Origin of the sequence: Chelatococcus reniformis (genome assembly GCF_014640075.1) — a bacterium.
GTDB classification, from domain to species: Bacteria; Pseudomonadota; Alphaproteobacteria; order Rhizobiales; family Beijerinckiaceae; genus Camelimonas; species Camelimonas reniformis.
Genome location: NZ_BMGG01000006.1, coordinates 126,523 through 151,866 on the forward strand (window position 1 = coordinate 126,523; position 25,344 = coordinate 151,866).

The 25,344-nt window shown below is 67.9% G+C and carries 26 protein-coding genes and 1 tRNA gene; 10 read left to right on the forward strand and 17 right to left on the reverse strand.

Features of this window, described 5'->3' with window-relative positions; translation table 11 throughout:
• Window positions 1-19 precede the first annotated feature (19 nt).
• The gene (locus IEW34_RS16955) at window positions 20-340 is read left to right on the forward strand and encodes a hypothetical protein (protein ID WP_188610405.1); all 321 of its coding nucleotides are present in this window, start codon (window positions 20-22) and stop codon (window positions 338-340) included.
• A gap of 276 nt (window positions 341-616) precedes the next feature.
• Here the strand turns inward: IEW34_RS16955 and IEW34_RS16960 are convergent, their stop codons facing one another.
• Window positions 617-1,138, reverse strand: a complete 522-nt coding sequence (locus IEW34_RS16960) for a CreA family protein (protein WP_188610406.1) — start codon at window positions 1,136-1,138, stop codon at window positions 617-619.
• 286 nt (window positions 1,139-1,424) lie between these two features.
• Here IEW34_RS16960 and IEW34_RS16965 point away from each other — a divergent pair, with 286 nt between their 5' ends.
• A complete protein-coding gene (locus tag IEW34_RS16965; protein WP_188610407.1) occupies window positions 1,425-2,600 on the forward strand; it encodes a DUF2865 domain-containing protein in 1,176 nt (391 codons plus the stop codon).
• 20 nt (window positions 2,601-2,620) lie between these two features.
• On the opposite strand, the gene gltX is transcribed toward IEW34_RS16965, so the two are convergent.
• From gltX to IEW34_RS17000, 7 genes are all read right to left on the reverse strand, one after another.
• Window positions 2,621-3,967 carry a glutamate--tRNA ligase gene (gltX, locus tag IEW34_RS16970; protein ID WP_188610408.1) on the reverse strand — a complete coding sequence of 449 codons (1,347 nt, stop codon included), beginning with the start codon at window positions 3,965-3,967 and terminating at the stop codon, window positions 2,621-2,623.
• A 48-nt stretch (window positions 3,968-4,015) separates the two neighbouring features.
• Entirely contained in the window at window positions 4,016-4,474 is a 459-nt protein-coding gene (locus tag IEW34_RS16975; protein WP_188610409.1) for a PaaI family thioesterase, read from the reverse strand.
• A complete protein-coding gene (locus IEW34_RS16980; protein ID WP_188610410.1) occupies window positions 4,467-5,051 on the reverse strand; it encodes a TetR/AcrR family transcriptional regulator in 585 nt (194 codons plus the stop codon). Before IEW34_RS16980 ends, IEW34_RS16975 begins: the two co-directional genes overlap by 8 nt.
• A 193-nt stretch (window positions 5,052-5,244) precedes the next feature.
• The gene (locus IEW34_RS16985) at window positions 5,245-6,630 is read right to left on the reverse strand and encodes a class II 3-deoxy-7-phosphoheptulonate synthase (protein ID WP_188610411.1); all 1,386 of its coding nucleotides are present in this window, start codon (window positions 6,628-6,630) and stop codon (window positions 5,245-5,247) included.
• 281 nt (window positions 6,631-6,911) lie between these two features.
• Window positions 6,912-8,030, reverse strand: a complete 1,119-nt coding sequence (locus IEW34_RS16990) for a hypothetical protein (RefSeq protein ID WP_188610412.1) — start codon at window positions 8,028-8,030, stop codon at window positions 6,912-6,914.
• Window positions 8,030-9,406, reverse strand: coding sequence for a glutathione-disulfide reductase (gor, locus tag IEW34_RS16995; protein WP_188610413.1), 1,377 nt, complete (start codon window positions 9,404-9,406; stop codon window positions 8,030-8,032). The genes IEW34_RS16990 and gor overlap by 1 nt, the downstream gene beginning before the upstream one ends.
• Window positions 9,403-10,647 (reverse strand): O-antigen ligase family protein, encoded by a 1,245-nt coding sequence (locus IEW34_RS17000; protein WP_188610414.1) that lies wholly within the window; start codon window positions 10,645-10,647, stop codon window positions 9,403-9,405. Before IEW34_RS17000 ends, gor begins: the two co-directional genes overlap by 4 nt.
• A 176-nt stretch (window positions 10,648-10,823) precedes the next feature.
• On the opposite strand from IEW34_RS17000, the gene IEW34_RS17005 reads away from it, so the two are divergent.
• Window positions 10,824-11,885: a Bug family tripartite tricarboxylate transporter substrate binding protein gene (locus IEW34_RS17005; RefSeq protein ID WP_188610415.1), complete on the forward strand. Its 1,062-nt coding sequence runs from the start codon at window positions 10,824-10,826 to the stop codon at window positions 11,883-11,885.
• 143 nt (window positions 11,886-12,028) lie between these two features.
• Here the strand turns inward: IEW34_RS17005 and IEW34_RS17010 are convergent, their stop codons facing one another.
• The 6 genes from IEW34_RS17010 to IEW34_RS17035 all read right to left on the reverse strand — a co-directional run bounded on the left by IEW34_RS17010 (window position 12,029) and on the right by IEW34_RS17035 (window position 16,308).
• A complete protein-coding gene (locus IEW34_RS17010; protein WP_188610416.1) occupies window positions 12,029-12,421 on the reverse strand; it encodes an SRPBCC family protein in 393 nt (130 codons plus the stop codon).
• Between the two features lie 150 nt (window positions 12,422-12,571).
• On the reverse strand, window positions 12,572-13,072 hold the full coding sequence (locus IEW34_RS17015; RefSeq protein ID WP_188610417.1) for a DUF2059 domain-containing protein: 501 nt from the start codon (window positions 13,070-13,072) through the stop codon (window positions 12,572-12,574).
• Between the two features lie 73 nt (window positions 13,073-13,145).
• Window positions 13,146-13,685, reverse strand: a complete 540-nt coding sequence (locus IEW34_RS17020; protein WP_188610418.1) for a GNAT family N-acetyltransferase — start codon at window positions 13,683-13,685, stop codon at window positions 13,146-13,148.
• A 61-nt stretch (window positions 13,686-13,746) separates the two neighbouring features.
• Window positions 13,747-14,442 (reverse strand): ribose-5-phosphate isomerase RpiA, encoded by a 696-nt coding sequence (gene rpiA, locus IEW34_RS17025; RefSeq protein ID WP_188610419.1) that lies wholly within the window; start codon window positions 14,440-14,442, stop codon window positions 13,747-13,749.
• Window positions 14,439-15,887 (reverse strand): NAD-dependent succinate-semialdehyde dehydrogenase, encoded by a 1,449-nt coding sequence (locus IEW34_RS17030; RefSeq protein ID WP_188610420.1) that lies wholly within the window; start codon window positions 15,885-15,887, stop codon window positions 14,439-14,441. The genes rpiA and IEW34_RS17030 overlap by 4 nt, the downstream gene beginning before the upstream one ends.
• An 85-nt stretch (window positions 15,888-15,972) precedes the next feature.
• Window positions 15,973-16,308 carry a hypothetical protein gene (locus IEW34_RS17035; protein ID WP_244642045.1) on the reverse strand — a complete coding sequence of 112 codons (336 nt, stop codon included), beginning with the start codon at window positions 16,306-16,308 and terminating at the stop codon, window positions 15,973-15,975.
• 146 nt (window positions 16,309-16,454) lie between these two features.
• Between IEW34_RS17035 and gph the strand changes: the two genes are divergently transcribed.
• The 5 genes from gph (at window position 16,455) to IEW34_RS17060 (ending at window position 21,308) form a co-directional block, all read left to right on the forward strand.
• The gene (gene gph, locus IEW34_RS17040) at window positions 16,455-17,153 is read left to right on the forward strand and encodes a phosphoglycolate phosphatase (RefSeq protein WP_188610422.1); all 699 of its coding nucleotides are present in this window, start codon (window positions 16,455-16,457) and stop codon (window positions 17,151-17,153) included.
• 89 nt (window positions 17,154-17,242) lie between these two features.
• On the forward strand, window positions 17,243-18,070 hold the full coding sequence (locus tag IEW34_RS17045) for an enoyl-CoA hydratase/isomerase family protein (protein WP_188610423.1): 828 nt from the start codon (window positions 17,243-17,245) through the stop codon (window positions 18,068-18,070).
• Window positions 18,071-18,292: 222 nt separating this feature from the next.
• A complete protein-coding gene (locus IEW34_RS17050) occupies window positions 18,293-19,516 on the forward strand; it encodes an ABC transporter substrate-binding protein (protein WP_188610424.1) in 1,224 nt (407 codons plus the stop codon).
• Window positions 19,517-19,622: 106 nt separating this feature from the next.
• Window positions 19,623-20,300 (forward strand): MarC family protein, encoded by a 678-nt coding sequence (locus IEW34_RS17055; RefSeq protein ID WP_188610425.1) that lies wholly within the window; start codon window positions 19,623-19,625, stop codon window positions 20,298-20,300.
• A gap of 111 nt (window positions 20,301-20,411) precedes the next feature.
• Window positions 20,412-21,308, forward strand: a complete 897-nt coding sequence (locus tag IEW34_RS17060) for a metallophosphoesterase family protein (RefSeq protein WP_188610426.1) — start codon at window positions 20,412-20,414, stop codon at window positions 21,306-21,308.
• 25 nt (window positions 21,309-21,333) lie between these two features.
• Here the strand turns inward: IEW34_RS17060 and IEW34_RS17065 are convergent.
• Window positions 21,334-21,408 (reverse strand) — tRNA-Val (locus tag IEW34_RS17065).
• 288 nt (window positions 21,409-21,696) lie between these two features.
• On the opposite strand from IEW34_RS17065, the gene IEW34_RS17070 reads away from it, so the two are divergent.
• On the forward strand, window positions 21,697-22,284 hold the full coding sequence (locus tag IEW34_RS17070; RefSeq protein ID WP_188610427.1) for a L,D-transpeptidase: 588 nt from the start codon (window positions 21,697-21,699) through the stop codon (window positions 22,282-22,284).
• Window positions 22,285-22,360: 76 nt separating this feature from the next.
• On the opposite strand, the gene IEW34_RS17075 is transcribed toward IEW34_RS17070, so the two are convergent.
• A complete protein-coding gene (locus tag IEW34_RS17075) occupies window positions 22,361-22,732 on the reverse strand; it encodes a gamma-butyrobetaine hydroxylase family protein (protein ID WP_188610428.1) in 372 nt (123 codons plus the stop codon).
• A 145-nt stretch (window positions 22,733-22,877) separates the two neighbouring features.
• Here IEW34_RS17075 and moaA point away from each other — a divergent pair, with 145 nt between their 5' ends.
• On the forward strand, window positions 22,878-23,930 hold the full coding sequence (gene moaA / locus IEW34_RS17080) for a GTP 3',8-cyclase MoaA (RefSeq protein WP_188610429.1): 1,053 nt from the start codon (window positions 22,878-22,880) through the stop codon (window positions 23,928-23,930).
• A 188-nt stretch (window positions 23,931-24,118) separates the two neighbouring features.
• Here moaA and IEW34_RS17085 read toward each other — a convergent pair whose 3' ends face one another.
• Complete coding sequence (locus IEW34_RS17085; RefSeq protein ID WP_188610430.1) at window positions 24,119-25,207, reverse strand: TRAP transporter substrate-binding protein; 1,089 nt, start codon at window positions 25,205-25,207, stop codon at window positions 24,119-24,121.
• Between the last annotated feature and the right edge of the window lie 137 nt (window positions 25,208-25,344).

The window sequence follows — 25,344 nt, forward strand, 5'->3', positions numbered from 1 at the left end:
GTGCGACGGGGGATCATTGATGCGTCGGATCGCGTTCACCGTGGCGTTGCTGGCTTTGGTCGGGCTGCCGGTTCTGCTCAGCCCGCGGTTGTCCCGGGCCGGCGGCATAGGTCCGTCGCAAGCGACCTTCGTGATCCCACCATCGGATGGTTACGGCATCGGCGAGTGCCTGCAAGGGGGCGGCGATTGCGGTCGCGCCGTCGCCGACGGTTGGTGCCAGGCCAACGGTTTCGCCCGCGCCACAGCCTTCGGGCCAGCCGCCGCCAGCGCGGTCGCCACCGGCTCGGTGGCCGCCGACAGCAGCACTGGCACGGCGCTCGCCATCCAGTGCGCGCGCTGAGCTAGAGTTCTTCGTCTCGCTCCGCGGGCGGCCAGCCGACTGCGCCAGTCCCTCGCCACGTCTGCTTCAACCGTCTGCGGTCAAAGCGTCTCGCTTGCGACTGGATGAACCAGCCCAGGCGCCAGCACGCTCGAGCGGAACTGCATCATCATCCCGCTCGAGAGCATTTCCGCGTTTCTTCGTATCACCGAAGTGCTCTATCTGTTTGATGAATCGCGTTTTCTTCACGCGAACCGGCGTCCACTTCGCTCGAAGACGCTCTAACTCTTTGCTGAGCTAGCGCAGCCAGTCGCCGCATTTGGGTGGATCGCCTGCGCCCCAGGGCGCGATCGGCACCGTGGACGTCGAGTTCTTTGGGGAACCGTCGATCAGCTTGTCCGAGTAGACCAGATAGACCAGTGTATTCCGTTTGGCGTCGCAGCCGCGCACGATCTGCATGCGCTTAAAGATGAGCGATCGCCGTTCCGAGAAGACGACGTCGCCTTGCTCGAACTTCTCCTTGAACGAGATTGGTCCGGTTTGCCGGCAGGCCAGCGAAATGTCCGACACTTCTTCGGCAACGCCGATCATGCCCTTCACACCGCCCTTTTCCGGAACCGTATAGTGGCAGGCGACCCCGCTCACGACGGGATCGTCGACGCCGTAGACCGCGAGCCTGTCGTCCGGCGTCAGGAACTTCCACACGGTGGACTTCCTGAGAATAAGATCGGGCCCGTCGGCGCGTGCCGGCGCGGCAAGCCAGACGCCCGTGAATAGCGCAGCCAAAGCCGCGCCAGCGCTGATCGAAATGCGAAGCATGGCCCCTCCTGCGCATCTATATGGTTGCCGGCCGCTCGAAGGCACTGCGGCACGAGGACCACCGCCGTTGAACGCCGGCCGCGGGCGTGCGATTCTGCTGGCCGCGAATCGCGTCCGCCACCGTGCTTGACCGAAGCTCGCCGGTGGACGATGACCATACTTTAGTCAACGTCGCCATCTTGGATGGCCTCGAATAATCGATGTGGCGTCACCGCGCAGCCCATCCGGTTGGCTCACACAACCCCGTCGGCCCGTGGCCAGGCCATGGTCGTCTTGAGAAGGATTCATGGCTCGCCGCTTTGCGCTGAGATCAGCTTTCATTGCCTCGGTCTTACTGGCAGCGCCGGCCGTTGCCGTTGCCCAGTCTCCCTCGTGCGATCGGTTCCGGGCCGAGCTCGCCTCGCTCGGCCGCGGAGGCGATGCCCGGGCGGCCGCCTCCGCGCGGGCGCTGCGCGGCGAACTCGGCCGTCTGCAGAGCTATGCCGCCAACCTGGGCTGTGATCGGGTCAACTTCCTGTTCTTCGGCCAGCCGAAACCGCAGCAGTGCGGCGCGATCGAAGCGCAACTGCGCCATGTGAGCGCCGAGTACAACCGCGCGATGGCGCAATCCCAGGGCAGCGAGCCGCGGCGCCAGCAACTGATGGCTGCGATCCGCCAGAACTGCGATCCCGGGTCCGCAGGGGGCCGCCAGCCGAATTTCTTCGAGCGCCTGTTCGGCGTCCGCCCGGGCGACTCTATGGACGAGGCCAATCGGGCCCCCGACGATCAGTTGCCGACCGAAGGTGACCCGTCCGAGCAGCGGCAGACACGCTACGGCGGATCGCGCACGGTGTGCGTGCGCTCCTGTGACGGCTATTTCTTCCCACTGCCGACCGGAAGCCGCGACGGCGCGCCCGAAATGTGCCAGGCGCTGTGCCCGGCCACGGAGACGCTCGTCTACTTCATGCCCGCGGACGGGGCGATCGAGCGGGCGGGCAACCGTGAGGGCAAACCTTATACGGAGCTTCCCAACGCCTCCAAGTACAAGCGCTCGCTCGATCCGGCCTGCACGTGCCGCAAGCCGGGCGAGAGCTGGACAGCCGCGCTCCAGCACGGCGAGGAATTGCTCGGGCCGCGGCGCAACGACATCATCGTTACGGCGGAGAAGGCGGAGGAGCTTTCGCGCGTCAAGCCTGTCGCCAAGCCGGCCGAGACCAAGCCCGCCGACGTCAGGGATAAACAGGCCAAGACGCCCGCGTCCGCCGAGCCCGACGAGGAGCCGATGCCCGATCCGGCGGCCGTTCCGACGGCGAGCCATGAATCGTCGGGCATCGGGCCGCAGACGATCGACAGCCAGCGTGCCGTAGGGACGCGCGAGGGGCAGGTGCGCGAGGTGATCGGCGCCAACGGCCAGAAGCAGAACGTCCGGGTGGTCGCGCCCAACATCTTCGCCTCGCCGACCACCGCCGACAAAGCCGAGTGACGCGGCCCGGCTGCGTAGGCTCAGCGGGGGAGCCGCTCGAGCGTCCGCTCCCGGCCGATCAGCGGCAGTAGAGCGGCTAGCTCCGGCCCGTGATCGAGGCCGGTGAGAGCCTGCCGCAACGGCATGAACAGGGCGCGCCCCTTGGCCCCTGTCCGCGCCTTCACCGCGTCGGTCCAGGTTTTCCACGTCGAGCCGTCCCATGGCGCGGGCGGCAGGCACTCGCGAGCGGCGACCCAGAATGCGGCGTCGGCGGCAGCCGCGACGGTCATGTCCTGCGCCGGTCCATGGACGATGCGCCACCAGCTCTCGACGTCAGCGAAGCGCTCCAGGTTGCCGCGGACGGCGAGCCAGAACCCCTCGCCGTCGATCCCCGCGCGCAGCAACCGCTCCCTGGCCGCTTCGTAGGGCATCTCGTGCAAAAGGCGTGCGTTGAGATGCGTCAGCTCGGCCTCGTCGAACTTGGCCGGCGCGCGCGAGATGTGGGCGAGGTCGACGAGATCGGCCAGCTCCGCCATCGATGCCACCGGCCTGACGGCTTCCGCCGAGCCCACGAGGACGGCCAGCGACGCCACCGCCATGGGCTCCACGCCGTTCTCCCGCAGCCCCCTCAGCGACAGATGCCCCAGGCGCTTGGACAACCCTTCGCCGCTCATCGTGGTGAGCAGGTTGTGGTGGCCGAAGGCGGGCGGCGTTCCGCCCAGCGCCGCGATGATCTCGATCTGCACCGCCGTATTGGTAACGTGGTCCTCGCCGCGAATGACGTGCGTCACGCCCATGGCCAGATCATCGACCACCGACGGTAGCGTGTAGAGGAACGTACCGTCGGCACGGACCAGCACGGGATCGGACAGCGACGCGGTGTCCACCTGGCTCGCGCCGCGCACCAGATCCGTCCACGCCACGGTGCCGTGCGCGAGCTTGAAGCGCCAGTGCGGCGTCCGTCCCTCCGCCTCAAGCGCCGCCTTCTCGTCATCCGTCAGAGCCAGCGCCGCGCGATCGTAGATCGGTGGTTGGCCGCGGGCGAGCTGGCGCTTGCGCCGTCGCTCCAGCTCGTCGGGGCTTTCGTAGCAGGCATAGAGCCGCCCCTGGGAGCGTAGGCGCGCGGCCGCCTCCTGATAGCGCGCGATGTGGTCCGACTGCCGCTCCGTTCCGGCCGGAACGATGCCCAGCCAGGCCAGATCGCCGGCGATGGCGGCGGCGAACTCAGCCGTCGAACGCTCCTGGTCGGTGTCGTCCAGCCGCAGGATGAAACGGCCGCCCGCTTTGCGGGCGAAGAGCCAATTGAGCAAGGCCGTGCGCGCGTTGCCGATATGCAGATAGCCCGTCGGCGACGGCGCGAAGCGTACGGTGATGGTCGACATGGCCATCGTTATGGCCGAGCGCTGCGGCCGCCGCAATCGGCGGCCGCAGCGCGGTCAGGCCGCCGTGGTATCGACGGCGGTATCCAGGTTGGCGATGGTGGCGAGCGCCACCGCGACGAGTTTGTCGCGGCCGTCCACGAGGCAGTGCACCTTCGCATCCACCACGGTGAGCTTGCGCCCGGGCTTGACCACCGTCGCCCGGCAGACGAGACGGCTTCCCGTGGCGGGAGCCAGGATGTTGAGCTTGTACTCGGCCGTCAGGACGCTCTGGCGCTGGATGTCGATCACCGTGGCCGCCGCCGACGTGGTCGTATTGTCGACCAGGAAGCCGATGACCCCGCCGTGAAAGAAGCCGTGCTGCTGGAGCAGCGCGTCGCGACGATCGAGCGCCATGACGAGTTCGCCCGGCGCAATCGAGACCACCTCGGCCCCCATCAGGCCCATGAACCCCTGGCTGTAGAGCGCCCGGGTGATGGCGGCTGCGGTCTCGGCAAACGTTCCGGGCTCAGGCATCCTCGGCGTCCTTCAGCAACGAATGGGCGGCCGCGTCGGCAAAGATGGCGGCCAGGGTGGTCGGTGCCTCGCCGCCCATGCCGAGCCACCCCCGGATGGCCATGAGCGAGGGGCCCAGCAGAACCGCGGTGAAGGCCGGAAGCGGCATGGGCCGCAAGGCCGGCCGATGGAGGGGCACCGCGCGCCAGGTCTCGATGGCGGCGACGAAGCGGGCGTTGAGAGCGGCGATATCGCGCGCCGCCTCTCCGGCGGCGATTTCGCGCCCGTGCGTGAAGAGAAAACGCGCGCGTTGGTCGGCCTCGGCCCAGCCGCATTGGGCGTGGACGACGGCGCGCAGTGCGCGCCCCGTCCCTGCCCCCCCATCGAGCGCCGCCAGAAGCACGGCTTGGTAAGCGGCGATACCGTCGCGGTAGAGCGCGGCCGCCACGGCATCCTTGCTGGCAAAGACGTGAAAGAGGCTGCCGTTCGAGACGGCGGCCCGGGCACAGATATCGGACGTGCGCGTCGCCTCGAAGCCGCGCTCGGCGAACAGCGCCAGGGCGGCTTTCAGGATGCGGTCGCGAGCGGTCTCGTCCATGCCTAGAGTCGTGCTCTAGAGCATCGCTCTAGTCAAGTCCGTGCGCCTCCCCGGGTCGCACGGCGGCCGGCCGGCAAAGCGGGCTCCGGGACGGCGGCGGCGCGGCAGAGGGCGCGAGAGGATTCAAGATATCGGCCGCGGTCACGGACCGCGGCCGAGCAATGGGCAGGCCCTCGAGAGGGACTGCTCCGCCCTACTCCGCCGCTTCCGCGCGTGCCTCGCGGAGCTTGCCGGCGCGCTCCTGCTTCAGCAGTTCGGCCACCATGAAGGCAAGCTCGAGCGCCTGCTCGGCGTTGAGGCGCGGATCGCAATAGGTGTGATAGCGGTCGGACAGGTCCGCGTCGCTGATGGCCCTCGCCCCGCCCGTGCACTCGGTGACATTCTTGCCGGTCATCTCCAGGTGGATACCGCCGGCGTAGGTGCCCTCGGCCTGATGGACCGCGAAGAACTGCTTTACCTCGCCGAGGATCAGGTCGAACGGCCGAGTCTTGTAGTTTCCGGCCTTCACCGTGTTGCCGTGCATGGGATCGCACGACCACACCACCTGCCGCCCCTCGCGCTGCACGGCCCGGACGAGGCCCGGCAGGTTGTCGGCCACCTTGTCGGCACCGAAGCGGCAGATCAGCGTGAGACGACCGGCCTCATTTGCCGGGTTCAGCACGTCGATGAGCCGGAGCAGTTCGTCCGGCTTCAGCGACGGGCCGCACTTCAGCCCGATCGGGTTGTTGATACCGCGGAAGAACTCCACGTGACCGTGGTCGAGCTGGCGGGTGCGGTCGCCGATCCACAGCATGTGGCCGGATGTCGCGTACCAGTCCCCCGTCGTCGAATCGACGCGCGTGAACGCCTGCTCGTAGCCGAGCAGCAGCGCCTCATGGCTCGTGTAGAGATCGGTCGACCGCATTTCCGGATGGGTCTCCGGGTCGATGCCGATGGCGCGCATGAAGTCGAGGGCCTCGGTGATGCGGCCAGCCAGCTCCTGGTAGCGGCCCGATTGCGGGCTGTCCTTGACGAAGCCCAGCATCCAGCGGTGGGCATTGTCCAGGTTGGCATAGCCGCCACCGGCGAAGGCCCGCAGCAGGTTGAGCGTCGCCGCCGACTGGCGATAGGCCATCAGCTGCCGGCGCGGGTCCGGCATGCGGGACTGCGTCTCGAACGCGATGTCGTTGACGATGTCGCCGCGGTAGCTCGGCAGCTCGACGCCGTCGACCTCCTCCAGGGGCGACGAGCGCGGCTTGGCGAACTGGCCCGCCACGCGGCCGACCTTCACCACCGGCGAAGCGCCGGCGAAGGTCAGCACGACGGCCATCTGCAGGAACAGGCGGAAGAAATCTCGGATGTTGTCGGCAGAGTGCTCGGCGAAGGATTCGGCGCAGTCGCCCCCCTGCAGCAGGAAAGCTTCACCGGCCGCAACCTTGGCCAGCGCCCGCTTCAGCTTGCGCGCCTCGCCTGCAAAAACCAGCGGCGGAAAGCCTGCAAGCTGATCCTCCACGGCCGCCAGGGCGACCGCGTCGGGATAGATCGGCATTTGCTGCACGGGCTTCTGGCGCCACGTGGAGGGCGACCACCGCTCACTCATTGTTTCTACTCCTGCGGCGAAGGCTCGTGCCCGCCGCTCCTCAGTTCATCCGCATCATCGCCGAAAACATCAGCCTGCCCGAGCATCGATTCGGGCAACGTGCGCGAGAGCACGTTTCGCACCGTGGGCGCTCCGCGGCCAAGAACATGCTCCCGACCCGCGCTGAACGCTGTCCTGTCGCCCGGAGCAGTCCCGTACGAGCCGATCGCGCATTCACACACCGATATGGGCGAAGCGCGCCTTATAACCACTTCGCCGGACGGGGTGAAGAGCCTTGGCGCTCAAGGGATCGCGGCAGGCGGACGGCCAGTGCGGCGGAAGCCGACGTAACCCGCATCGGCGTCGAACAGATAGTCGAAGCCGTTGAGCAGCCGCACGCTGGTATTGACGAACGGCTTGCGATCGCTGCCGCCGACGAGGATCACGCGACGTGGCGCCACGACATTGTCCCTATCGCCGACGGTGAAACCGTAGGTGACCCTGCCGCTCGGGGCACCTTCACCGAGCGTGAAGCTCAAGGTCGTGCCGTCAGCGAGTCGGCGGCGCGGGCGGCCGTCATCGCCATCCAAATCCGCCTGGGCGAGGTGCCCCTCCAGCGCTGCGTCGGGCACCGTGAGGAACATGTCGGACACACCGGTATCGACGAGGACCGAGCCGCATGCGGCATCCGAGCCCGATACGCTCGCGCACATCGGCGTTGTCTTCCAATCCCCCAACGCCTCGTCGCGCGCCAGCTTGACGAAGGTGAACCGGGCCACCGCGTCGGCGCTCAGCCCGAGCCGGATCCCGTCCCGAGCCACCACGTAGCCGCGCCGCCAGTCGCCGCCTGTGCCGATTCCGGCCAGGTTGAGGGCGGGGTTCGTCTGCGGGGTGCCGCGGCGCTGATGGTCGTGCTCGCGTGCGAAGCCGATGCCGACCATGGCGACATGGGCCGGATCGTCGTCGGGCGTGCAATTGCGTGCGCGGTCGGTGCATTCGATGCGACGGACGGCGATGACCGGAATGGGGCGCGTCGTCACGCTCGCCCCATCGGCGCCCGTGAGGGTCACCGGGACGACGATCCAGTCGCCGCGCATGATGCGGCCGGAACTGGAATAGGTGATGCCGGCCGGCCCCAGATTGGGAAGATTGTCGATATCGGCGATGGCCGAGGCGGCCACGACCACGCCGGTCGAACCCGTGTCGACGACCGCCAGGCGTGAACGCCCACCGACGGACAGCCGCAGCTTGGGTGGATAGGCGATATCCGACCCGGGCCGGCGGTTGACGAACGGCAGATACACGTGCCCGCCGCTGCCGTAGGCCGGTGACGGCTCGGTCTGGGCCGCGCTTGGCCAGGCGAGGAGGGTGCAGGCCGCGAGGGCGGCCGCGGCAAGACAGGCGCGGAGCGCTATTGCCATCACGCCACGCCCGGCTCCGCCCAGGGCGTGCGCATGGTGACCAGTTCCTCGCCCGCCGTCGGGTGCACCGCCATGGTGCGGTCGAAGTCGGCTTTGGTGGCGCCCATGGTGATGGCGATGCCCAGCGCCTGGATGATCTCGCCGGCGGCCTCCCCGAGGATGTGCACGCCGACCACCCGGTCGGTCTCGCCGTCGACCAGGACCTTCATGAACATGCGCTCGTCGCGTCCGGACAACGTCGCCTTCATCGGCTTGAATGAAGATTTGAAGACGACGAGGTTGCCATAGGCCTCGCGCGCCTGCGCCTCGGTCAGCCCCACGGTGCCGAGTTCCGGCGTCGAGAACACGGCGGTGGGGATGACGCTGTAGTCGACCCGGGTCGGCATGCCGCCGAAGACCGTGTCGGCGAAGGCGTGCCCTTCACGGATCGCCACCGGGGTCAGGTTGGCCCGGTTGGTCACGTCGCCGACGGCGTAGATCGAGGCGACGCTGGACTGGGAGAACGGGTCGACCTCGATGGCGCCGTGGCGGTCGAGCACGACACCGGCCTCCTCCAGGCCAAGGCTGCGCGTATTCGGACGCCGGCCCGTGGCGATCATCACCGCATCCACGGCGAGGACCGAACCGTCGGAGATGTGCGCGGCAAGGCCGTCCTGCGACTTCTCGATCCGCTCCAGGCGGGAGCCGTTGAGCACGCGGACGCCACCACGCTCATAGGCTGTCTCCACGCCCACCCGAAGCTCATCGTCGAAGCCGCGCAGGATGTGATCGCCGCGGTGGACCAGAATGGTGCGGCTGCCGAGGCCTGCGAACACGCCGGCGAACTCGACGCCGATATAGCCGCCGCCGACGACGAGGACACGCTCTGGAAGGCTCTCCAGGTGGAAGGCTTCATTGGACGAGATGGCGTATTCGAAGCCCGGCACCATGGGCTCGACGCTGGGATGGCCGCCAGTCGCCACCAGGATAGTACGGGCGCGCACGCGTTCCCCGGTGGCAACGATGCGAACCGTGTGCGGATCCTCGATGACGGCGCGGCTATCGACAATGGCGGCGCCGGCGCGTTCGAGGTTGGCCCGGTAGATGCGCTCAAGCCGGGCGATCTCAGCATCCTTGTTCCGGATCAGCGTCGCCCAGTCGAACGAGGCCTCCGGCACGCTCCAGCCGAACCCGGCGGCATCCTCGAACTCGTGGGAGAAGCGGCTGGCGTAGACCAGGAGCTTCTTGGGGACGCAGCCGCGGATGACGCAGGTGCCTCCCATGCGGAACTCCTCCGCGACCATCACCTTGGCGCCATGGCTGGCCGCGATGCGCCCGGCGCGCACCCCGCCCGATCCGCCGCCGATCACGAAGAGGTCGACATCATGAACGCTCATCGCGCGCCCTCCTCATGCACCACCGGACCACCGACGGGCGGCCTGGCCCACAACCACAGCACCGCCGCGCCGGCGACGGCAATCCACCAGCCCTGCCAGGCGCCGTGCCCGACCAGCGCGATCATCAATGCAGCGGCCGTCACCGCCAAGCCTGCGGCATGCTGCTCCCGGCCGAGCCGCGCCAACGTGCGCCAGAGCACAACCAGCGCCGCGCCGACAAGCGCCGCGCCGATCATGCCAAGCTCCGCCCAGACCTGGAGAAACATGTCGTGGGGGTGGCCCACATCCAGCAGCGTGCGGCGATCGGCGGCGACCTCGCTTGCCACCGGATCGCGCACGACCACGGCGCTCGACCCGAAGCCGGTGCCGGTCAGCGGCCGCTGCGCCACCACCTCGCCGAAGCTGAGCCAGATGTTGACGCGGTCACGCGCATGCAGGGACTGGAGCGCATCGAGCGCCCGGTCGGGGATGAGGCGGGAGGCCAGTTCCCCCTTGAGCGGCGCAACGAGCAGCGAGGCGGCAACCGCCAGCATGACGGCCCAGCGCGCCGTGCGCGGCGCCACCAGGGCGAGGACGAAGGCCGCTGCAGCGCTGACGAGCGCACACATGGCCGTCCCGGACACGGATGTGAACACCGTCACGGCGATGACGCCCGCGAGCGCGGCCAGCAGCAGCCACCGCCGCGCCATGCCCTTGGTGAGCGGTACCAGGGGCCAGTAGAGCAGCACCAGGGCGAGCACCGGCTTGTTGGTGATGAAATACGTGGCGCGCAAGCCCAGCGCCTCGCGCCAGGCCAGCCGCGTGATCAGCTCGACGAAGACCTCGATGGCAGCGAGCGCCAAGCATAGCATCAGCATCGGCACGGCGCGACGCTCGGGCTGGCGCGGCAACGCGGCGCCCAGAGCGATGGCCGCCAAAGCGGGAATGAACGCCTCGGCCAGCGCGAAGGCGCTTCGCGGCCGATCGTGTGCCCAGGTCAGCGAGGCCAGGGCCAGGAGCAGGAATGCGAGGAACAGCAGACCGAAGGGGCTGCGAACGATTCCTCGGAGATGCTCGACGACGACGGGGAGCCCCTGGCTCAGGCCCGCGCCGACGAACGCGACGAGCGCGGCAATAACGAGCACGAGCACCGATGAGCGGTTGGCGAAGGCGAGCATGAGCGGCATCGCCGCCAGCACGAGCCAGGCGATCTGGGCCAGAGGAGTTGCCGGCTCCGCAACGCTTCGACCCTGACGCCCCATGTCCGCCGTCCGCTCCCCATGTGCGCGATCTTGCGCCGACCCCGCCCGACGGGTCGTCAGGTGGCAACAACAGCGGACAAAATTGGCACCCGCCCGACTTTCGCCGATCGGAGGCTCTACGCCATCGTGCGAGGCGGATAAAGTGGGCAGGCAGTTCGAAGGCGAGGACTGACGGCATGACGGGGAACCGAAAGGGTCCGAACGGCAGACGCGGCTGGCTCCACGCCGGCGGGCGCGTGATCATCGCATCGCTGGCCGCGGTGGCGGCCGTGACCACGAGTCCTGCCGCCGACGATCACCTCGGACCGGTCGCCATCGTCGCCCCGACGACGCCGGGCAGCAGCTTCGATCAGCTGGCGCGCGCGGTCGGCAGCGGCCTCAGCACCGCGGGCCTCGCGGCGGACGTCGAGGTGATCAACGTCCCCGGCTCCGGCGGCACCGTCGCGCTTGAGCGCTTCGTCAGCCCGGGCCCCACGGCGAAACCGTCCAACACCAGCCGCTTCCTGATCGTCGGCCTGCCCACCCTCGCCAAGGCATTGCAAAGCGGCAAGGCCGATGCGCTGGCCCAGGTGGTTCCGGTGGCACAGCTGACGGCCGAGCCCCTGGCGCTGGTGGTGCCCGCGCTATCGCCGATCACGGCGGCGGCAGACCTGGTGCGCCTGCTGAAGGAGGATTCGGTCGGCGTGGTCTGGGCCGGCGGCACGGTCGGCGGCATCGACCATCTCACGGCAGCCCTGTTCGCCCAGGCGATCGGGATCGAGCCGCAACAGATCAACTACGTCCCCTTCCTCAATGGAACGGAGGCGTTGGCCGCCCTGCTGCGCTCGCAGGCCCACGTCGGTATTGGCGCCATCGCCGAGTTCGAGGGGCAGATCGCTTCCGGCCGGCTGCGCCTCATCGCCGTGACCGGGCCGGAGCGCGCCGCGGGGATCGAGGTGCCGACTCTCAGGGAGCAGGGCATCGATCTGGCCGTCACGGACTGGCGCGGCATCGTTGCCCCACCGGCCGCGGCCGCCGACCGGCTGCGTCCGATCCGCGCCGTCGGCGACCTGGCCCGCTCTGAGGCCTGGGCCGAGCGACTGCGCACGCGCCGCTGGACACCCGCGTATCTAGACGGCGATGCCTTCGCCGGCATTCTCAAGGCCGAGCAGGAACGGTTCGCGGCGGTGCTGGCGACGCTCGGCCTCACGATGCCTGCGATCACCCACTCCTCTGGCCCGTCCGCGGACCGCCAATAGGGTGGAGACTTGCAGGTTTCCCTGGGCGATCCATCTGGCAATGCGCTGGAGCGGGATGATTTATAGAATCAGCATCCCACCTTAAACCTTTGTTTGAGCATGATCTTATCCAAAAGCCCGTGTCCGCATTTTGGATCAATGCTCTAGGCGCAATCGAGCTTTGTCTTCGCCGCGACAAGGCCCGCCTCCATCATGGCACCGACCTGCACGGCCGCCTCGTGGGGCAAAACGTCGGCGATCCACACCAGGCGGCTTCCGCGTTCGGCCGCCACAACCTGGAACGAGGCGTTGTGATGGCTGAGCCGTTCGCTGCGCACGGAATAGGCCAGACGCCGGAGGCGCTCATCCACGTCTACGATCACCTCGCGCGCCACCAGGCCGTTGCCGAAGGTCACCAAACGGGCGCCATCTTCCATGGTCACGTCAATGACAAAGCCAGGCGCAAAGCGCGTGTGAACGGCGCCGACGTCGCGGACCACGTCCCAGACGGTCTCCGGCGCCGCGTCCAGCGCGATCTCCTTGTGGATCGATGCCACCACCACCTCCTCGATGCAGAGGACGAGACGTTGGCACCTGCCGCGGCCCGGCGCTGGCGGAAACCGGACCTGACGGGTGGCGCCGAACGTTCATGCCACGCTGGCCGTGGAGGCGGAACGCCGGCCGCCGCGAACGCGCCGGCAACGGCGTCAGAACTCCTTGCCGCGAGCTCGCATCTCGGCGCGAATGCGCTCGACCACCGCCGCGGACAGCGTCTGCTGCCAGTCCTGCATTTTCAGGAAGAGTTCCTGGAGGATCGCCGGCTGGCTGCTCACGTAGCGCTTGCCCGCAGCAGAGGTGAAGAACGCACCGATCTCCTTGAGATCCGCCTCCGGGATCTGGCTGGCATAGATGCGGGCTGCCTGGTCGACCATCTCGCTCTTGCGCGCCTCCAGCTCCGGCGAGATCTTGGCGATGATCTCCTCCATGTCCTTGGTCAGCTCGGGACGCGTCACCAGTTGCTCGCGCACCTGGGTGAACAGGCTCGGCACCACCGCATCGAATGACCGCTCGATACCCGAGCTGATCACCACGGCCCGCGCCGCTTCCAGATGCGAGGAGGTGATCTGCTGGCTTTGTGCCAGGGCCGGAACTAGGGGCTGGACCAGCAGCAGCATGGCCGCAGCCAGCTGGAAGGCGAGACGCTTCATGTAGATCTCCGTGACGTTTATCGCTCGGCGCGGCCGACGTAGGGCCTTGCCACCGCTTCGCCTGCGCGAACGTTTAGAGCATGACGCGGGAAGAAGGAAACAGCGTTGCCCCGGGCGATGGCCCGGCGAGCTCGCGCTCCATGTGAAGGGCGTTGCTCCCGTAGCTGGCCAGCTTGCCCGCGGAGACGACGTCGGGCCGCGCGACGAAGCCGTGCCGCTGCCAGAACCGCGCGGAGCCGCCGACCGCAATCAACGAGGCGCGAGCGAAGCCGGCCGTTCGAGCGTGATCGAGGAGCTTGGCCACAAGGGTCGCAGCGGCGCCGTGGCCGCGGGCCTCGGAGAGGATGGCAAGGTCGTGGATGTAGTAGGTCGTCGGCGCCGCCGGCAACGCCTCGAGCAGGATATTGAGCGCCGGCGGCTCGGCCAGCCGGCCGGGATGGCTGATCGCGTAGGCGATCACGCTCTCCAGTCCGCGGCCGTCGATGCGGCAAAGGGCCAGACAGCCGGGGGGATAGAGCGCGAGCCGCTCGGCGAATACCGCCGGATCCTCCGGGAAATCGGGATGCACCGCTCGCGCCACCGCATCCACTGCCGGCAGATCCGACGGGCGCATGGCCCGCCAGATAGCCGGAGGGCGGCTCACGCCGGCCAACACGGATCGCGGCGCGCGCCCGTCACAGCTTACCCATCTCGATCAGACCGGATGCACCGGCCAGGACGGCGGCCGTCGCCAGGCCGATAAAGAGCCCGTGCTCGACCACGCCGGGCACCCCCGCCAGCGTCGACGCGAGGGCCGGCGGATCGGGAATGCGCCCGAAGGAGGCGTCGAGGATGACGTGGCCGCCGTCGGTGACGAACGGCGTGTCGCCGGACCGGCGCAGATCGAGCGGCCCGTGGCACCCGGCTGCCGCCGCCACCCGTGCGATCGCCAGGCGCGTCGCGCCCAGCCCGAAGGGCACCACCTCGATGGGCAGGGGGAAGCGCCCGAGCGTCGCAACGCGCTTGCTGTCGTCGGCGATGACGACCATGCGGCCGCTCGCGGCGGCAACGATCTTCTCACGCAGCAGCGCCCCGCCGCCGCCCTTGATGAGCCGGAGCTCGCCGTCGAGTTCGTCGGCGCCGTCGACCGTCAGGTCGAGCTCCGGCATGGCGTCGAGGGTGGTCATGGCGATTCCGGCAGCCAGCGCCTGCGCCTGAGTCGCCTCGGACGTCGCCACGCACGTCACCTCGAGCCCGGCACGCACCCGTTCGCCAAGCAGCTCGACGAAATGCTTGGCGGTGGAGCCGGTGCCGAGGCCGAGGCGCATCCTGGGCTCGACCAGCTCGAGCGCCCGCGCCGCGGCCTGCCGTTTCAGGTCGTCCGCGCTCACGAGTCGAGGCCGCCCATCAGCACGTACTTCATCTCCACGAACTCCTCGATGCCGTGGTGCGATCCCTCGCGCCCCAGGCCGGATTCCTTGACGCCGCCGAACGGCGCCATCTCGGTCGAGATGGCGCCGGAATTGACCCCCACGATGCCGTACTCGAGCGCCTCGGCAACGCGGAAGACGCGACCCAGATCGCGCGCGAAGAAATAGGCGGCGAGGCCGAATTGCGTGGCATTGGCCTGGGCGATCACATCCGCCTCGTCCTTGAAACGGAACACCGGTGCCAGCGGGCCGAAGGTCTCCTCCTTGGTGACGAGCATCCTGGTGGTGACGTTGGCGAGCACGGTCGGCTCGAAGAAGCTGCCGCCGAGCGGGTGGCGCTTGCCGCCGACCACGACGCGCGCGCCGTGCGCCACGGCGTCGGCGATATGGCGCTCCACCTTGTCCACCGCGTCCATGGTGATCAGCGGGCCCTGGACGACGCCGACCTCGGTGCCGTCGCCAACCTTCAGCTCCGCGACCCGCTTGGCGAGCTTGGACACGAAGTCGTCGTAGATGCCGTCCTGGGCGTAGATGCGGTTGGCGCACACGCAGGTCTGGCCCATGTTGCGAAACTTGGAGACGATGGCGCCTTCGACCGCCGCATCCACGTCCGCGTCGTCGAAGACGATGAACGGCGCATTGCCGCCGAGCTCGAGGCCGACCTTCTTTACGGTCGAGGCCGCCTGGCGCATCAAGATCTTGCCGACTTCGGTTGAGCCCGTGAAGCCCACGAAACGCACCGCCGGGTGCTCGGTCAGCACCTTGCCGATGGCCGGGGCGTCACCGGTGATGACGTTGAAGACACCGGCGGGAAGGCCGGCCCGCTCGGCGAGCACGGCCAAGGCGAGCGCCGTCAGCGGCGTCTCCGGCGCCGGCTTGACCACGGCGGTGCAGCCCGCCGCCAGCGCCGGCGCCACCTTGCGGGTGATCATCGCCGCCGGGAAGTTCCATGGCGTGATGGCCGCCACGACGCCGACCGGCTGCTTCATCACGACGATGCGGGCGTTGGGCCACGGCGAGGGGATGGTTTCGCCGTAGATGCGCTTGGCCTCCTCGGCATAGAACTCGACGAAGGCGGCGGCATACTCCACCTCGCCTCTCGCCTCGGCCAACGGCTTGCCCTGTTCGCTGGTCATCAGCAGCGCCAGGTCGTCGCGGTTGGCGATGATGAGGTCGAACCACTTGCGTAGCAGCGCCGACCGCTCCTTGGCGGACCGCTTGGCCCAGCCGGCGAAGGCCTGCTCCGCGGCCTCGACAGCGGCGGTGGCCTCGGCCGTGCCCAGCTGCGGGACGCGGGCCAGCACCTCACCGTTGACGGGATTGGCGACGGCATCCGCGGGCGAGCCGATCCATTGACCGCCCACGTAGCAACGCTCGACGAGAAGGGTGGGATCATTCAGCCGCATGGGACGCTCCGATGATTGCCGTAGCGCCTATATGCATGCGGACCCGCGGGAAAGCGAGATCTGCCCCGCCAGCCCGGTTCCACAGTTACTTGGCGGGCGGTGTGCAGACCACCTTCTCGTTGAAAACATAACAGATGTTCATCTCTCCGGTTTTGTCGTTGACCCGGAACACGCCGCCCTCGCGGTCGTGCTTGGAGGCGACGAGACGATAGTCGCCCGGCGGCTGGGGGCCCCCGCCTTCGCCCGCCGGATAACAGAGCGTCACGCCGATCGAGGCCTCCTTCAGCCCATACTGACAAGCACCCATCTCGCCGGTGACGCGTTCGACCCGGTAGATGCGGTTGAGGTCGACCTGCGGCGCAGGCACGAAATCATAATTGTCGGCGCGGGCCGCAGTCGCGACCAGCACGAACGCGGCCATGGCCGCCGGATGCAAACGGAGCATGCAATCAAAAGCCCGATGAGGAGCGCCGAATCGATGAGGCGATTGTAAAGAGGCCTCGCGCCCGTGCCAGACATCTCGGTGCCGGCGTCCACGGCCTTCGCCGTCAGCTCAGGAGCGATCGCATGTCCCCTCCGCCCATTCTCGTCCTCGATCTCGACGGCACATTGATCGATACCGCCCCGGATCTGGTCCTGACGCTGAACGCCGTACTCGCCCAGGAAGGCAGGGCCCCCCTGTCGCTGGCCCAGGTGCGCTCGATGGTCGGCGCCGGCGCCAAGGCGTTGCTGGTGCGCGGCCTCGCCGCCGCGGGCGACCAGGTGGCTCCGGAGAGGCTGGAAGCCCTCTACCAGGACTTTCTGGCTCACTACCGCGCTCACATTGCCGACGCATCGGTGCCCTTCCCCGGGGCGCTCGCGTCTTTGGATCGCTTCGACCAAGCCGGCTGGCGGCTGGCGGTCTGCACCAACAAGCTCGAGGGCCTCGCCCGCAGCCTGCTCGGCACGCTCGGCCTGGCCGACCGTTTCGCGGCGATCTGCGGCGGTGATACCTTCGCCCAGCACAAGCCAGATCCCCGCCACCTCACCGGCACGATCGGGCGCGCCGGCGGCGCCGTGGAACGTGCCGTGATGGTCGGCGATTCCTCGGCAGACATCGTGGCGGCCCAGGCCGCCGGCGTGCCCGTGGTGGGCATGACCTTCGGCTACACCGACACGCCGGTGGCCGAGCTCGGCCCGGACGCGGTCCTCGATCACTTCGACGACCTGTTCGACACCGCGCACCGCCTGCTGGAACACCGGGAGCGCAAGCCCGCGAGACCGTGATTGCCTGAGCGCCTCGCGAGTCGACAGCGCCCGAGGGGCATGATCAGTTGCCGGCCACCGTCAACGAGGATCAAAGAGGAGACGCGACCATGGCCGAGCCGGCGCCGCAACCGACCATCAACGACAACACGGCGAACGACGTGCTCTACGAGGTCGCCGATCACATCGCAACGATCACGCTCAACGCGCCGCAGCGCATGAACACCATCTCCGGCCCGATGCTGAACGAGCTGACGCAGCGGCTGGTCGAGGCGAACCAGAACGCCGACGTACGCTGCGTAGTCCTGACCGGTCGCGGCCGCGCCTTCTGCGCGGGCCTCGATCTCAAGGCCGAGCGCAGCGGCGACTCGCTCTTGTCCAGCGCCTCCTCGCCCACGAACCTCGACCTGCGCAACACGCCGCCCACCGTCATGCACGCCATGGACAAGCCCATCGTCTGTGCCGTCAACGGCGGCGCGGCCGGCTACGGCTTCGACCTGACGCTCGGCGCCGACATCAGGCTGCTGGCGCGCTCGGCCAAGCTGGCGGTCGCGTTCTGCAAGCGCGGTGTCGTGCCGGAATCGGGCGGCACCTGGTATCTGCCGCGTCTGCTCGGCTGGTCCAAGGCGGCCGAGCTGATCCTGACCGGCCGCACGTTGAGCGCCGACGAGGCACTCGCCGCCGGCCTGGCATCGGAGGTGGTCGACGACGAGGCGCTTGCCGCCCGCGCCCGCGCGCTCGCCACCGAGATCGCCGGCAATGCGCCGCTCGCGGTGCAGGCGGCCAAGCGCATGATGCGCATGGGTCTGAACGAGCCCTTCAACGAGCACGTCCACCACGTCTTCCTGCAGCTGCTGCCGCTGATGCGCACGCAGGATTTCCAGGAGGGCGTGCGCTCGTTCATGGAAAAGCGGCCGCCGGACTTCCAGGGCCGCTGAGCCGCCGGCCCGAGCATGGTCCGGTCCGATGAGCCCATCGGATCGGATCCGCGCCGCAGCCGCCTTAGCCCGGCGATTTGCGGGCTGGCGCGCGCTGCCCGGCGCGACACGCGCCGGAAGGCCTGGTCGCCGCCCAGTTGGACGTCGGCCGGTGGTTGTTCGGCGCCCGCGGAACTGCCAAGATAAGGCACGGAATAAGGAATAACAGCTTCCGGAGGAAACATGCGTCGTTGGAGCGTTGCTCTCGCGTCGGCCGCGGCCGCCGTGACCTTTGTCTGTACCTCGCCCGGCTTCGCCCAGGCCCCCCAAGGATCGCAAGCGCCCGTCAAGATCGGCGTACTGGCCGACCTGTCCTCGGTCTACTCCGACATCGGCGGGACCGGGGCCATCGAGGCGGTGAAGATGGCCATCGAGGATTTCGGCGGCGAAGTGCTCGGCCGGCGCATCGAGATGATCAGCGCCGACAGCCTCAACAAGCCGGACACGGCCTCCGCCATCGCGCGCCAGTGGTACGATTCCGACGGCGTCGACATGATCATCGACCTGCCGACCTCGGCCATCGCGCTCGCTGTGATGGAACTGTCGAAGGACCGGCAAAAGATCGTCATCGTCACCGAGGCGGCAAGCTCGGACATCACCGGCAAGCGCTGCTCGCCCTTTACCGCCCATTGGACCTACGACACCTACGCCAATGCCCACACCGTCGGCAGCGCCATCGTCAAGCAGGGCGGTGACAGCTGGTTCTTCATCACCGCCGACTATATCTTCGGCCATTCGGTCGAGCGCGATACCGCCGACGTCGTCAAGGCCAACGGCGGCCGGGTGCTGGGAAGCGCCAAGGCCCCCCTCAATACCCAGGATTTCTCCTCCTTCCTGCTGCAGGCACAGGCTTCGAAGGCGAAGATCATCGGCCTCGCCAACGGCGGTGCCGACACCATCAATTCGATCAAGCAGGCCGCCGAGTTCGGGATCGTCGCTGGCGGCCAGAAGCTCGCGGCTATGGTCATGTTCATCTCGGACGTGCACAGCCTCGGCCTGAAGACCGCCCAGGGCCTCGTCGTCACCGAAGCCTTCTACTGGGACAAGGACGACAAGACGCGCGCCTTCGGCAAACGCTTCTACGAGCGCACCAAGCGCATGCCGACCATGAACCAGGCGGCCAACTACAGCGCGACGCTGCACTACCTCAACGCGGTCAAGGCGTCCGGCACCAAGGACGCCAAGGCGGTGATGGACAAGATGCGCGCGACCCCGATCAAGGACATGTTCACCGACAACGGCGTGCTGCGCGAGGACGGCCGCATGGTGCACAGCATGCTGCTGCTCGAGGTGAAGAAGCCCGAGGAATCGAAGGGGGACTGGGACCTCTACAAGGTGCTCGCGGAGGTGCCCGGCGACCAGGCTTTCCGGCCGCTGAAGGACGGCAACTGTCCGCTGGTGAAGTGAGGCCTGCGGAAGGTCCTGTCCTGACCACGCCTACGCCGCGTTGCCATCGTCGGCACCGCCGGCCACAAGCTCCCGTCGTTGTGCCGACGACGGGAGCAGAGCGGGCGTGATCACCGACCAGGACCTCCTTATCACCCAATTCATCACGCTGTGGGCGGTGCTCGACCCGATCGGTCACCTCACGCTCTTCCTGGGCGCGACCCAGAGCCTGGACGCCCGGCAGCGGCGCTCGGCGGCGCTGCTGTCGGTCGCCATGGCCTTCGCAATTCTCGTCGTGTTCGGCTTCGGCGGCCAATATCTGCTGCACGGCATGGGTGTATCGCTGCTGTCGTTCCAGATCGCCGGCGGCATCATCCTGCTGCTGTTCGCCATCCAGATGGTGCTGGGCGACAAGAGCCACGCCGAGGCGATCGCGCCCCCGGCCAAGCCGCCGGCGGATGGCGAGCGCCAGGGGCCCGCGGCGGACACCGCCTCTGTCGTCGACATCGCCGTCTATCCGCTGGCCATGCCGATCATTGCCGGGCCCGGCGCGATCCTCACCATGATCGTGCTGATGGACAACAACCGCGCATCGCTCACACACCAGTTCGAGACCATCGCCGTGCTCGCGGTCACCATGCTGGTGCTGCTCGTCACATTTGCGCTGGGCGGCCCGATCTCCCGTCTGATCGGGACCGGCGGTGCCAACCTGCTGCGCCGGATCATGGGGCTCATCCTCTCCGCCGTCGCCGTCAACCTGATCCTGAACGCCGTGGCGCAATGGTTGAAGCTGCCCGAGATCTGACACCGTCCCCCAAGGCCCTCCGCCCCCCTCGCCCGACCGTCACCGATCTGTTGCGCAGGCCGCGCATTGTGCGGGCTGCGATGGATATCGTAGCGAAGCGCGGAGGCCGGGATGCCCGAGGGATCGCTCACCGTCATCCAACTGACCGACCTGCACCTCAGTCCGAGCCGTCCCTTCTTTCTCGCCAACTGGCGGGCCGCGGCCCGTGATGCTCAGCGGGCAGAGGCGGATCTGATCGTGATCAGCGGCGACCTGACGATCAACGGTGCCGATTGGGAGGCCGACCTGACCCACGCCATGGCCGAGCTGCGGCCGTTGGAGCCGCTTTGCGTGCCCGGCAACCACGACATCGGCGAGTGCCGGCCCGACCACGACCAGGCCATCGATGCCGTACGGCTGGAGCGTTATCGCCGCCTGGTCGGCCCCGACTATTGGTATCGCGACCAGGGCGCCTGGCGCATCGTCGGCCTCAATACCCAGCTCATGGCGAGCGGCCTCCCCGACGAGACGGCTCAGCGCGCCTGGGCCGAGGCGGTCATTCCGGCCGACGGGCGCTTCATCGCCGTGTTCCTGCACAAGCCGCTGTACGTGGAGACCGTCGACGGGGACGACGAGCCCGACCATGCCGTGCCGGGCGAGGCGCGCCGCTGGCTCGCCGGGCTGCTCGCGCACCCTGCGGTGCGCCTCGTCAGCTGCGGCCATGTGCACCAGTACCGGGTGCGCACGCTCGCGGCTGCCAAGCATGTCTGGGCACCGGCCACCTCGTTCCTCACCCACCACGACTATGGCGGCGAGCACGTTCCCGGCCTGCTCACGTGGCGGCTGGGCGCAGACGGCCAGGCGGAACACGAGCTGTCCGTACCCGAGGGGCTCAGGCGTCTACAGCTGGAGGACATTCGCGGCGACTTCCCAAACCTGCGCTCGCTGACCCCCGCCGCGGTCGCGGCTGCCATGAACCGGCACGGGCTTGCGGCGGCTCGACCGCTGGAGCCAGTTCCAGCCGGATGATGCAGAGGGGTGCAGACCGGGGGGATGGTGGGCGGTACAGGGATTGAACCTGTGACCCCACGCGTGTGAAGCGTGTGCTCTCCCGCTGAGCTAACCGCCCACGGCCGAAGCGATCACGCGCTCGCCGGGAAGGCGCACTTCATATGTAAGTGCGCCTCGAAGGTCAAGGACGATCGCCGCCCTGCGCGCACGGATCTGCGCCGCAGCCAGGGAAAGGCCCAGTGTTGCGTGCTGGTCACGACCGCCGACGATCCGCGCGCAGGTCGATCGATTGAATTGCGTTCGCATCCGTTGTTGACCATTTTGGCTCGCGAACACAGCCGAGGCGCCGGTCCGAGTCGATCGGGCGATGCGCTTCGCGCGATTGACGGCATCTTACGAGGCAATAATGCGTCGCTTAACTCTCACGGTGGTGGGCATTTTTGTGGGCTTGGCGACTTGGGCGCCGAGCGCCGAAGCCGCCCGGGTCGAGATCGACCCGCTGACGCGGCAGCCGCTGAACTACAACCCTTCCGGCTATCGCCCGCAAGCGACGGCGGTTCCCCGCGAGCTGGTCACCTACGGCGGGCCCCACAAGCCGGGCACCATCGTCGTTTCCACCTCCGAGCGGCGCCTCTACTACGTCCTCCCAGGCGGCCGCGCCATCCGCTACGGCGTCGGGGTCGGCCGGGAGGGCTTCACCTGGGGTGGTGCGCAGCGCGTCACGATGAAGCGCGAATGGCCGTCCTGGACGCCGCCGGCGCAGATGCTGAAGCGCCGTCCCGACCTGCCGCGCTTCATGCCGGGTGGCCCCGAGAACCCGCTCGGCGCGCGCGCCCTCTACCTGGGCAGCACCCTTTACCGTATCCATGGTTCGAACGAGCCCGAGACCATCGGCCAGGCGGTTTCGTCGGGATGCATCCGCATGATCAACGACGACGTGATCGACCTCTACGCGCGCGTCTCGGTCGGCGCCCCGGTGGTCGTGCAGCGCTGATCGCCGCACCGGCCGGAATCGAGACAGATCAAGGCCGGCTCCGCCGGCCTTTTTCGTGGGCGGGCCCGGCAGTGCCTCAGGGGTGCCGCGACAGGCCGTGATGCGCCAGCTCTGCAATGTAGCGCGGCCAGGCGACGTCATAGGTCGTCCCGAGCTCATGCAAATAGCGCCATGTGTAGAGGCCGGTGTCGTGACCGTCGTCGAAGACGATGCGCACGGCGTAGCGGCCGACCGGCTCGAGCGCGGCCACGGCCACGTGGATCTTTCCCGCCTGGATGCGCTTGTCTCGAGGGCCGTGCCCCTGCACCTCGGCGGACGGACTCATCACGCGCAGGTATTCAGCGCCCAGCTCGAACCGGGCCCCATCCTCGAAGCTGACGGTCAGCTGACGCTTGTCGGAGGACAAACGCAGCTCGCTCGGCCAGACATCGGCAGGCTGTGCGGACATTGCGGTGAAACTCCCTGCGGTTCGTCGGTGGGGCGGAGCGCGCGACGCGGTCAGGCGGACCCACCGTCCGTATAGGTTGACCGCACCGCGAGCGCTCACGATATAATCGCTACAACGCCGCCGCCGATATGGCGCGGCCGAGGAGATGCGGTTGAAGACGTCCGACCTGACTCCCATCGGCTTCAATGTCCACGGCCAGTCCCCTCCGCTCGTCGATCCGTTCGGGCGCGCGGTCAGCTATCTGCGCGTGTCGGTGACCGACCGCTGCGATCTGCGCTGCGTCTATTGCATGGCCGAGGAGATGACGTTCCTCCCCAAGCGCGACTTGCTGACCCTGGAGGAATTGGATCGGCTGTGTAGCGCGTTCGTGGAGCGGGGCGTGAGCAAGCTGCGCATCACCGGGGGCGAACCGCTGGTGCGCCGCGGCATCATGGGCCTCTTCCGGTCACTCAGCCGGCATCTCGATTCGGGCCTTCTTCGCGAACTGACGCTGACGACCAACGGCACGCAGCTCGAGAAATACGCAGCCGAGCTCGCCGATTGCGGTGTACGGCGCATCAACGTCTCCCTCGACACGCTCGATCCGGACCGCTTTCGAGCCATTACGCGATGGGGAGACCTCGACCGGGTTCTCGCCGGAATCGACGCGGCCGACGATGCCGGCATCCGGGTCAAGATCAATGCGGTGGCGCTGAAAGGCGTCAACGAGGACGAGATCGAGACCTTGCTGCGCTTCGCCCACTGGCGCGGCTTCGATCTGACGCTGATCGAGGTGATGCCGCTCGGCGAGATCGAGCCGATGCGCATCGATCAGTTCCTGTCGCTCGGCGACGTCCGCGGCCGCCTCGAGCAGCGCTTCACGCTGACCGATCTGCCCGACAACACGGGCGGACCGGCGCGCTACGTGCGGGTGGAAGAGACCGGCGGACGGCTCGGCTTCATCACGCCGCTCACCCACAACTTCTGCGAGAGCTGCAACCGGGTACGCGTCACCTGTACCGGCACTTTGTACATGTGCCTCGGTCAGGAGGACGCGGTCGACCTGCGGGCGCCGCTACGCGCCTCCGAAGGCAACGAACTTCTCGAGCGCGCCGTCGAAACGGCAATCGCCCGCAAGCCCAAGGGGCACGATTTCATCATCGAGCGACGCCGCTCCCAGGGGGTGGCCAGCCGCCACATGAGCACCACCGGCGGCTGACGCTAGAGCGGAGCATGTCGGGCGAAACCGGGTTCGCCAAACTCTTCTTCTCATTCCAACGCAATTCCGGACGCAGAGCCATGCCAACTGCTTGAGAGCGGAATGATCTCTAGCTCGATCATTCCGCTCCAAGTCTCTATTTGAGCATGAGCTTATCGAACGGCGGCGCGCCCTCTTGGGGCCATGCTCTAGCCGCGCGCGCGCGCGCGGATCATGAAGTTGTCGTAGGTATACTCGGCAACCTGCCACCACAGATACTCGTCGTTGCGGAAGGCTTTGACGACGTCGTAAATTTTCTTGAAATCTGGATTCTTGCCGGAAATCTCGTCGTAATACTCATTGGCCGTCTTGTAGCACGCTTCCATGACGTCCTGCGGGAAGGCCTTGAGCTGCGCGCCGCTCGCCACCAGCCGCTTGATGGCGCCGGGGTTCTTGGCATCGTAGCTCGCCTGCATCTCGGTGTTCATGAGCGCGGAGGCGGCGTGTACCGCGGCCTGGTAGGGCTTCGGCAGGCCGTTCCACTTGTCCTGGTTGATGAAGAGATTGAGGGCAGCACAGCCTTCCCACCAGCCCGGATAGTAATAGTACTGTGCGACCTTGGCAAAGCCGAGCTTCTCGTCGTCGTAGGGCCCGACCCATTCGGCGGCGTCGATCGTCCCCTTCTCGAGGGCGGGATAGATGTCGCCGCCGGCGATCTGCTGCGGCACCACGCCGAGCTTGGACAGGATCTGGCCGGCGATGCCGGCGATGCGCATCTTCAGGCCCGACAGATCGCCGACCGACTTGATCTCCTTGCGGAACCAGCCGCCCATCTGCGTGCCGGTGTTGCCGCCCGGCAGCATCAGCACGTTGTACTTCTTGTAGAATTCGTTCATCAAATCGAGGCCGCCGGCCGCATAGAACCACGCATTCATCATGCGCGAATTGAGGCCGAACGGTATAGCAGTCCCAAGCGCAAAGGTCGGGTCCTTGCCGACGTAATAATACGAGGCGCTATGGCACATTTCGACGGTGTTGTTCTGCACGGCATCGAGCGCCTGCAGACCCGGCACGATCTCACCCGCCGCAAACACCTGGATCTGGAATTTGCCGTCCGTCATGTCCGAGACGGCCTTGGCGAACACCTCGCTGGCGCCAAAGATCGTGTCGAGCGACTTCGGAAAGCTCGACGTGCAGCGCCAACGCACCTCCGGCGCGGATTGTGCGACCGCCGGCGATGCGACAGCCGCCGCAACGGCGCCGACGCCGGCGGTCTGCAGAAATTGGCGGCGCTTCATGCTCTCGATCCTCCCCTTCAAGGCGCACCCCCGGGGCGCCTGCTCATTGGCGCGAGAGAACCAGCGCAGGCGGCCCCGCGCAACAGAAAACACATCGAAACGATGCTAAACCTTCGTTCAAAGAGGTGCTGGGCGAA

Bases quoted from the DNA above. Each gene is read 5' to 3' on its own strand.
- IEW34_RS17030 (WP_188610420.1), bottom strand. From the start codon at position 15,887: ATGCGGCTGAATGATCCCACCCTTCTCGTCGAGCGTTGCTACGTGGGC.
- IEW34_RS17085 (WP_188610430.1), bottom strand. From the start codon at position 25,207: ATGAAGCGCCGCCAATTTCTGCAGACCGCCGGCGTCGGCGCCGTTGCG.
- IEW34_RS17000 (WP_188610414.1), bottom strand. From the start codon at position 10,647: ATGGGGCGTCAGGGTCGAAGCGTTGCGGAGCCGGCAACTCCTCTGGCC.
- IEW34_RS16965 (WP_188610407.1), top strand. From the start codon at position 1,425: ATGGCTCGCCGCTTTGCGCTGAGATCAGCTTTCATTGCCTCGGTCTTA.
- IEW34_RS17005 (WP_188610415.1), top strand. From the start codon at position 10,824: ATGACGGGGAACCGAAAGGGTCCGAACGGCAGACGCGGCTGGCTCCAC.
- IEW34_RS17045 (WP_188610423.1), top strand. From the start codon at position 17,243: ATGGCCGAGCCGGCGCCGCAACCGACCATCAACGACAACACGGCGAAC.
- moaA (WP_188610429.1), top strand. From the start codon at position 22,878: ATGCGGTTGAAGACGTCCGACCTGACTCCCATCGGCTTCAATGTCCAC.
- IEW34_RS17020 (WP_188610418.1), bottom strand. From the start codon at position 13,685: ATGCGCCCGTCGGATCTGCCGGCAGTGGATGCGGTGGCGCGAGCGGTG.
- IEW34_RS16955 (WP_188610405.1), top strand. From the start codon at position 20: ATGCGTCGGATCGCGTTCACCGTGGCGTTGCTGGCTTTGGTCGGGCTG.
- IEW34_RS16960 (WP_188610406.1), bottom strand. From the start codon at position 1,138: ATGCTTCGCATTTCGATCAGCGCTGGCGCGGCTTTGGCTGCGCTATTC.
- IEW34_RS16975 (WP_188610409.1), bottom strand. From the start codon at position 4,474: ATGCCTGAGCCCGGAACGTTTGCCGAGACCGCAGCCGCCATCACCCGG.
- IEW34_RS17060 (WP_188610426.1), top strand. From the start codon at position 20,412: ATGCCCGAGGGATCGCTCACCGTCATCCAACTGACCGACCTGCACCTC.
- IEW34_RS17070 (WP_188610427.1), top strand. From the start codon at position 21,697: ATGCGTCGCTTAACTCTCACGGTGGTGGGCATTTTTGTGGGCTTGGCG.
- gltX (WP_188610408.1), bottom strand. From the start codon at position 3,967: ATGGCCATGTCGACCATCACCGTACGCTTCGCGCCGTCGCCGACGGGC.
- IEW34_RS16990 (WP_188610412.1), bottom strand. From the start codon at position 8,030: ATGGCAATAGCGCTCCGCGCCTGTCTTGCCGCGGCCGCCCTCGCGGCC.
- IEW34_RS16980 (WP_188610410.1), bottom strand. From the start codon at position 5,051: ATGGACGAGACCGCTCGCGACCGCATCCTGAAAGCCGCCCTGGCGCTG.
- IEW34_RS17035 (WP_244642045.1), bottom strand. From the start codon at position 16,308: ATGGCCGCGTTCGTGCTGGTCGCGACTGCGGCCCGCGCCGACAATTAT.
- IEW34_RS17015 (WP_188610417.1), bottom strand. From the start codon at position 13,072: ATGAAGCGTCTCGCCTTCCAGCTGGCTGCGGCCATGCTGCTGCTGGTC.
- gor (WP_188610413.1), bottom strand. From the start codon at position 9,406: ATGAGCGTTCATGATGTCGACCTCTTCGTGATCGGCGGCGGATCGGGC.
- IEW34_RS17075 (WP_188610428.1), bottom strand. From the start codon at position 22,732: ATGTCCGCACAGCCTGCCGATGTCTGGCCGAGCGAGCTGCGTTTGTCC.
- IEW34_RS16985 (WP_188610411.1), bottom strand. From the start codon at position 6,630: ATGAGTGAGCGGTGGTCGCCCTCCACGTGGCGCCAGAAGCCCGTGCAG.
- IEW34_RS17050 (WP_188610424.1), top strand. From the start codon at position 18,293: ATGCGTCGTTGGAGCGTTGCTCTCGCGTCGGCCGCGGCCGCCGTGACC.
- gph (WP_188610422.1), top strand. From the start codon at position 16,455: ATGTCCCCTCCGCCCATTCTCGTCCTCGATCTCGACGGCACATTGATC.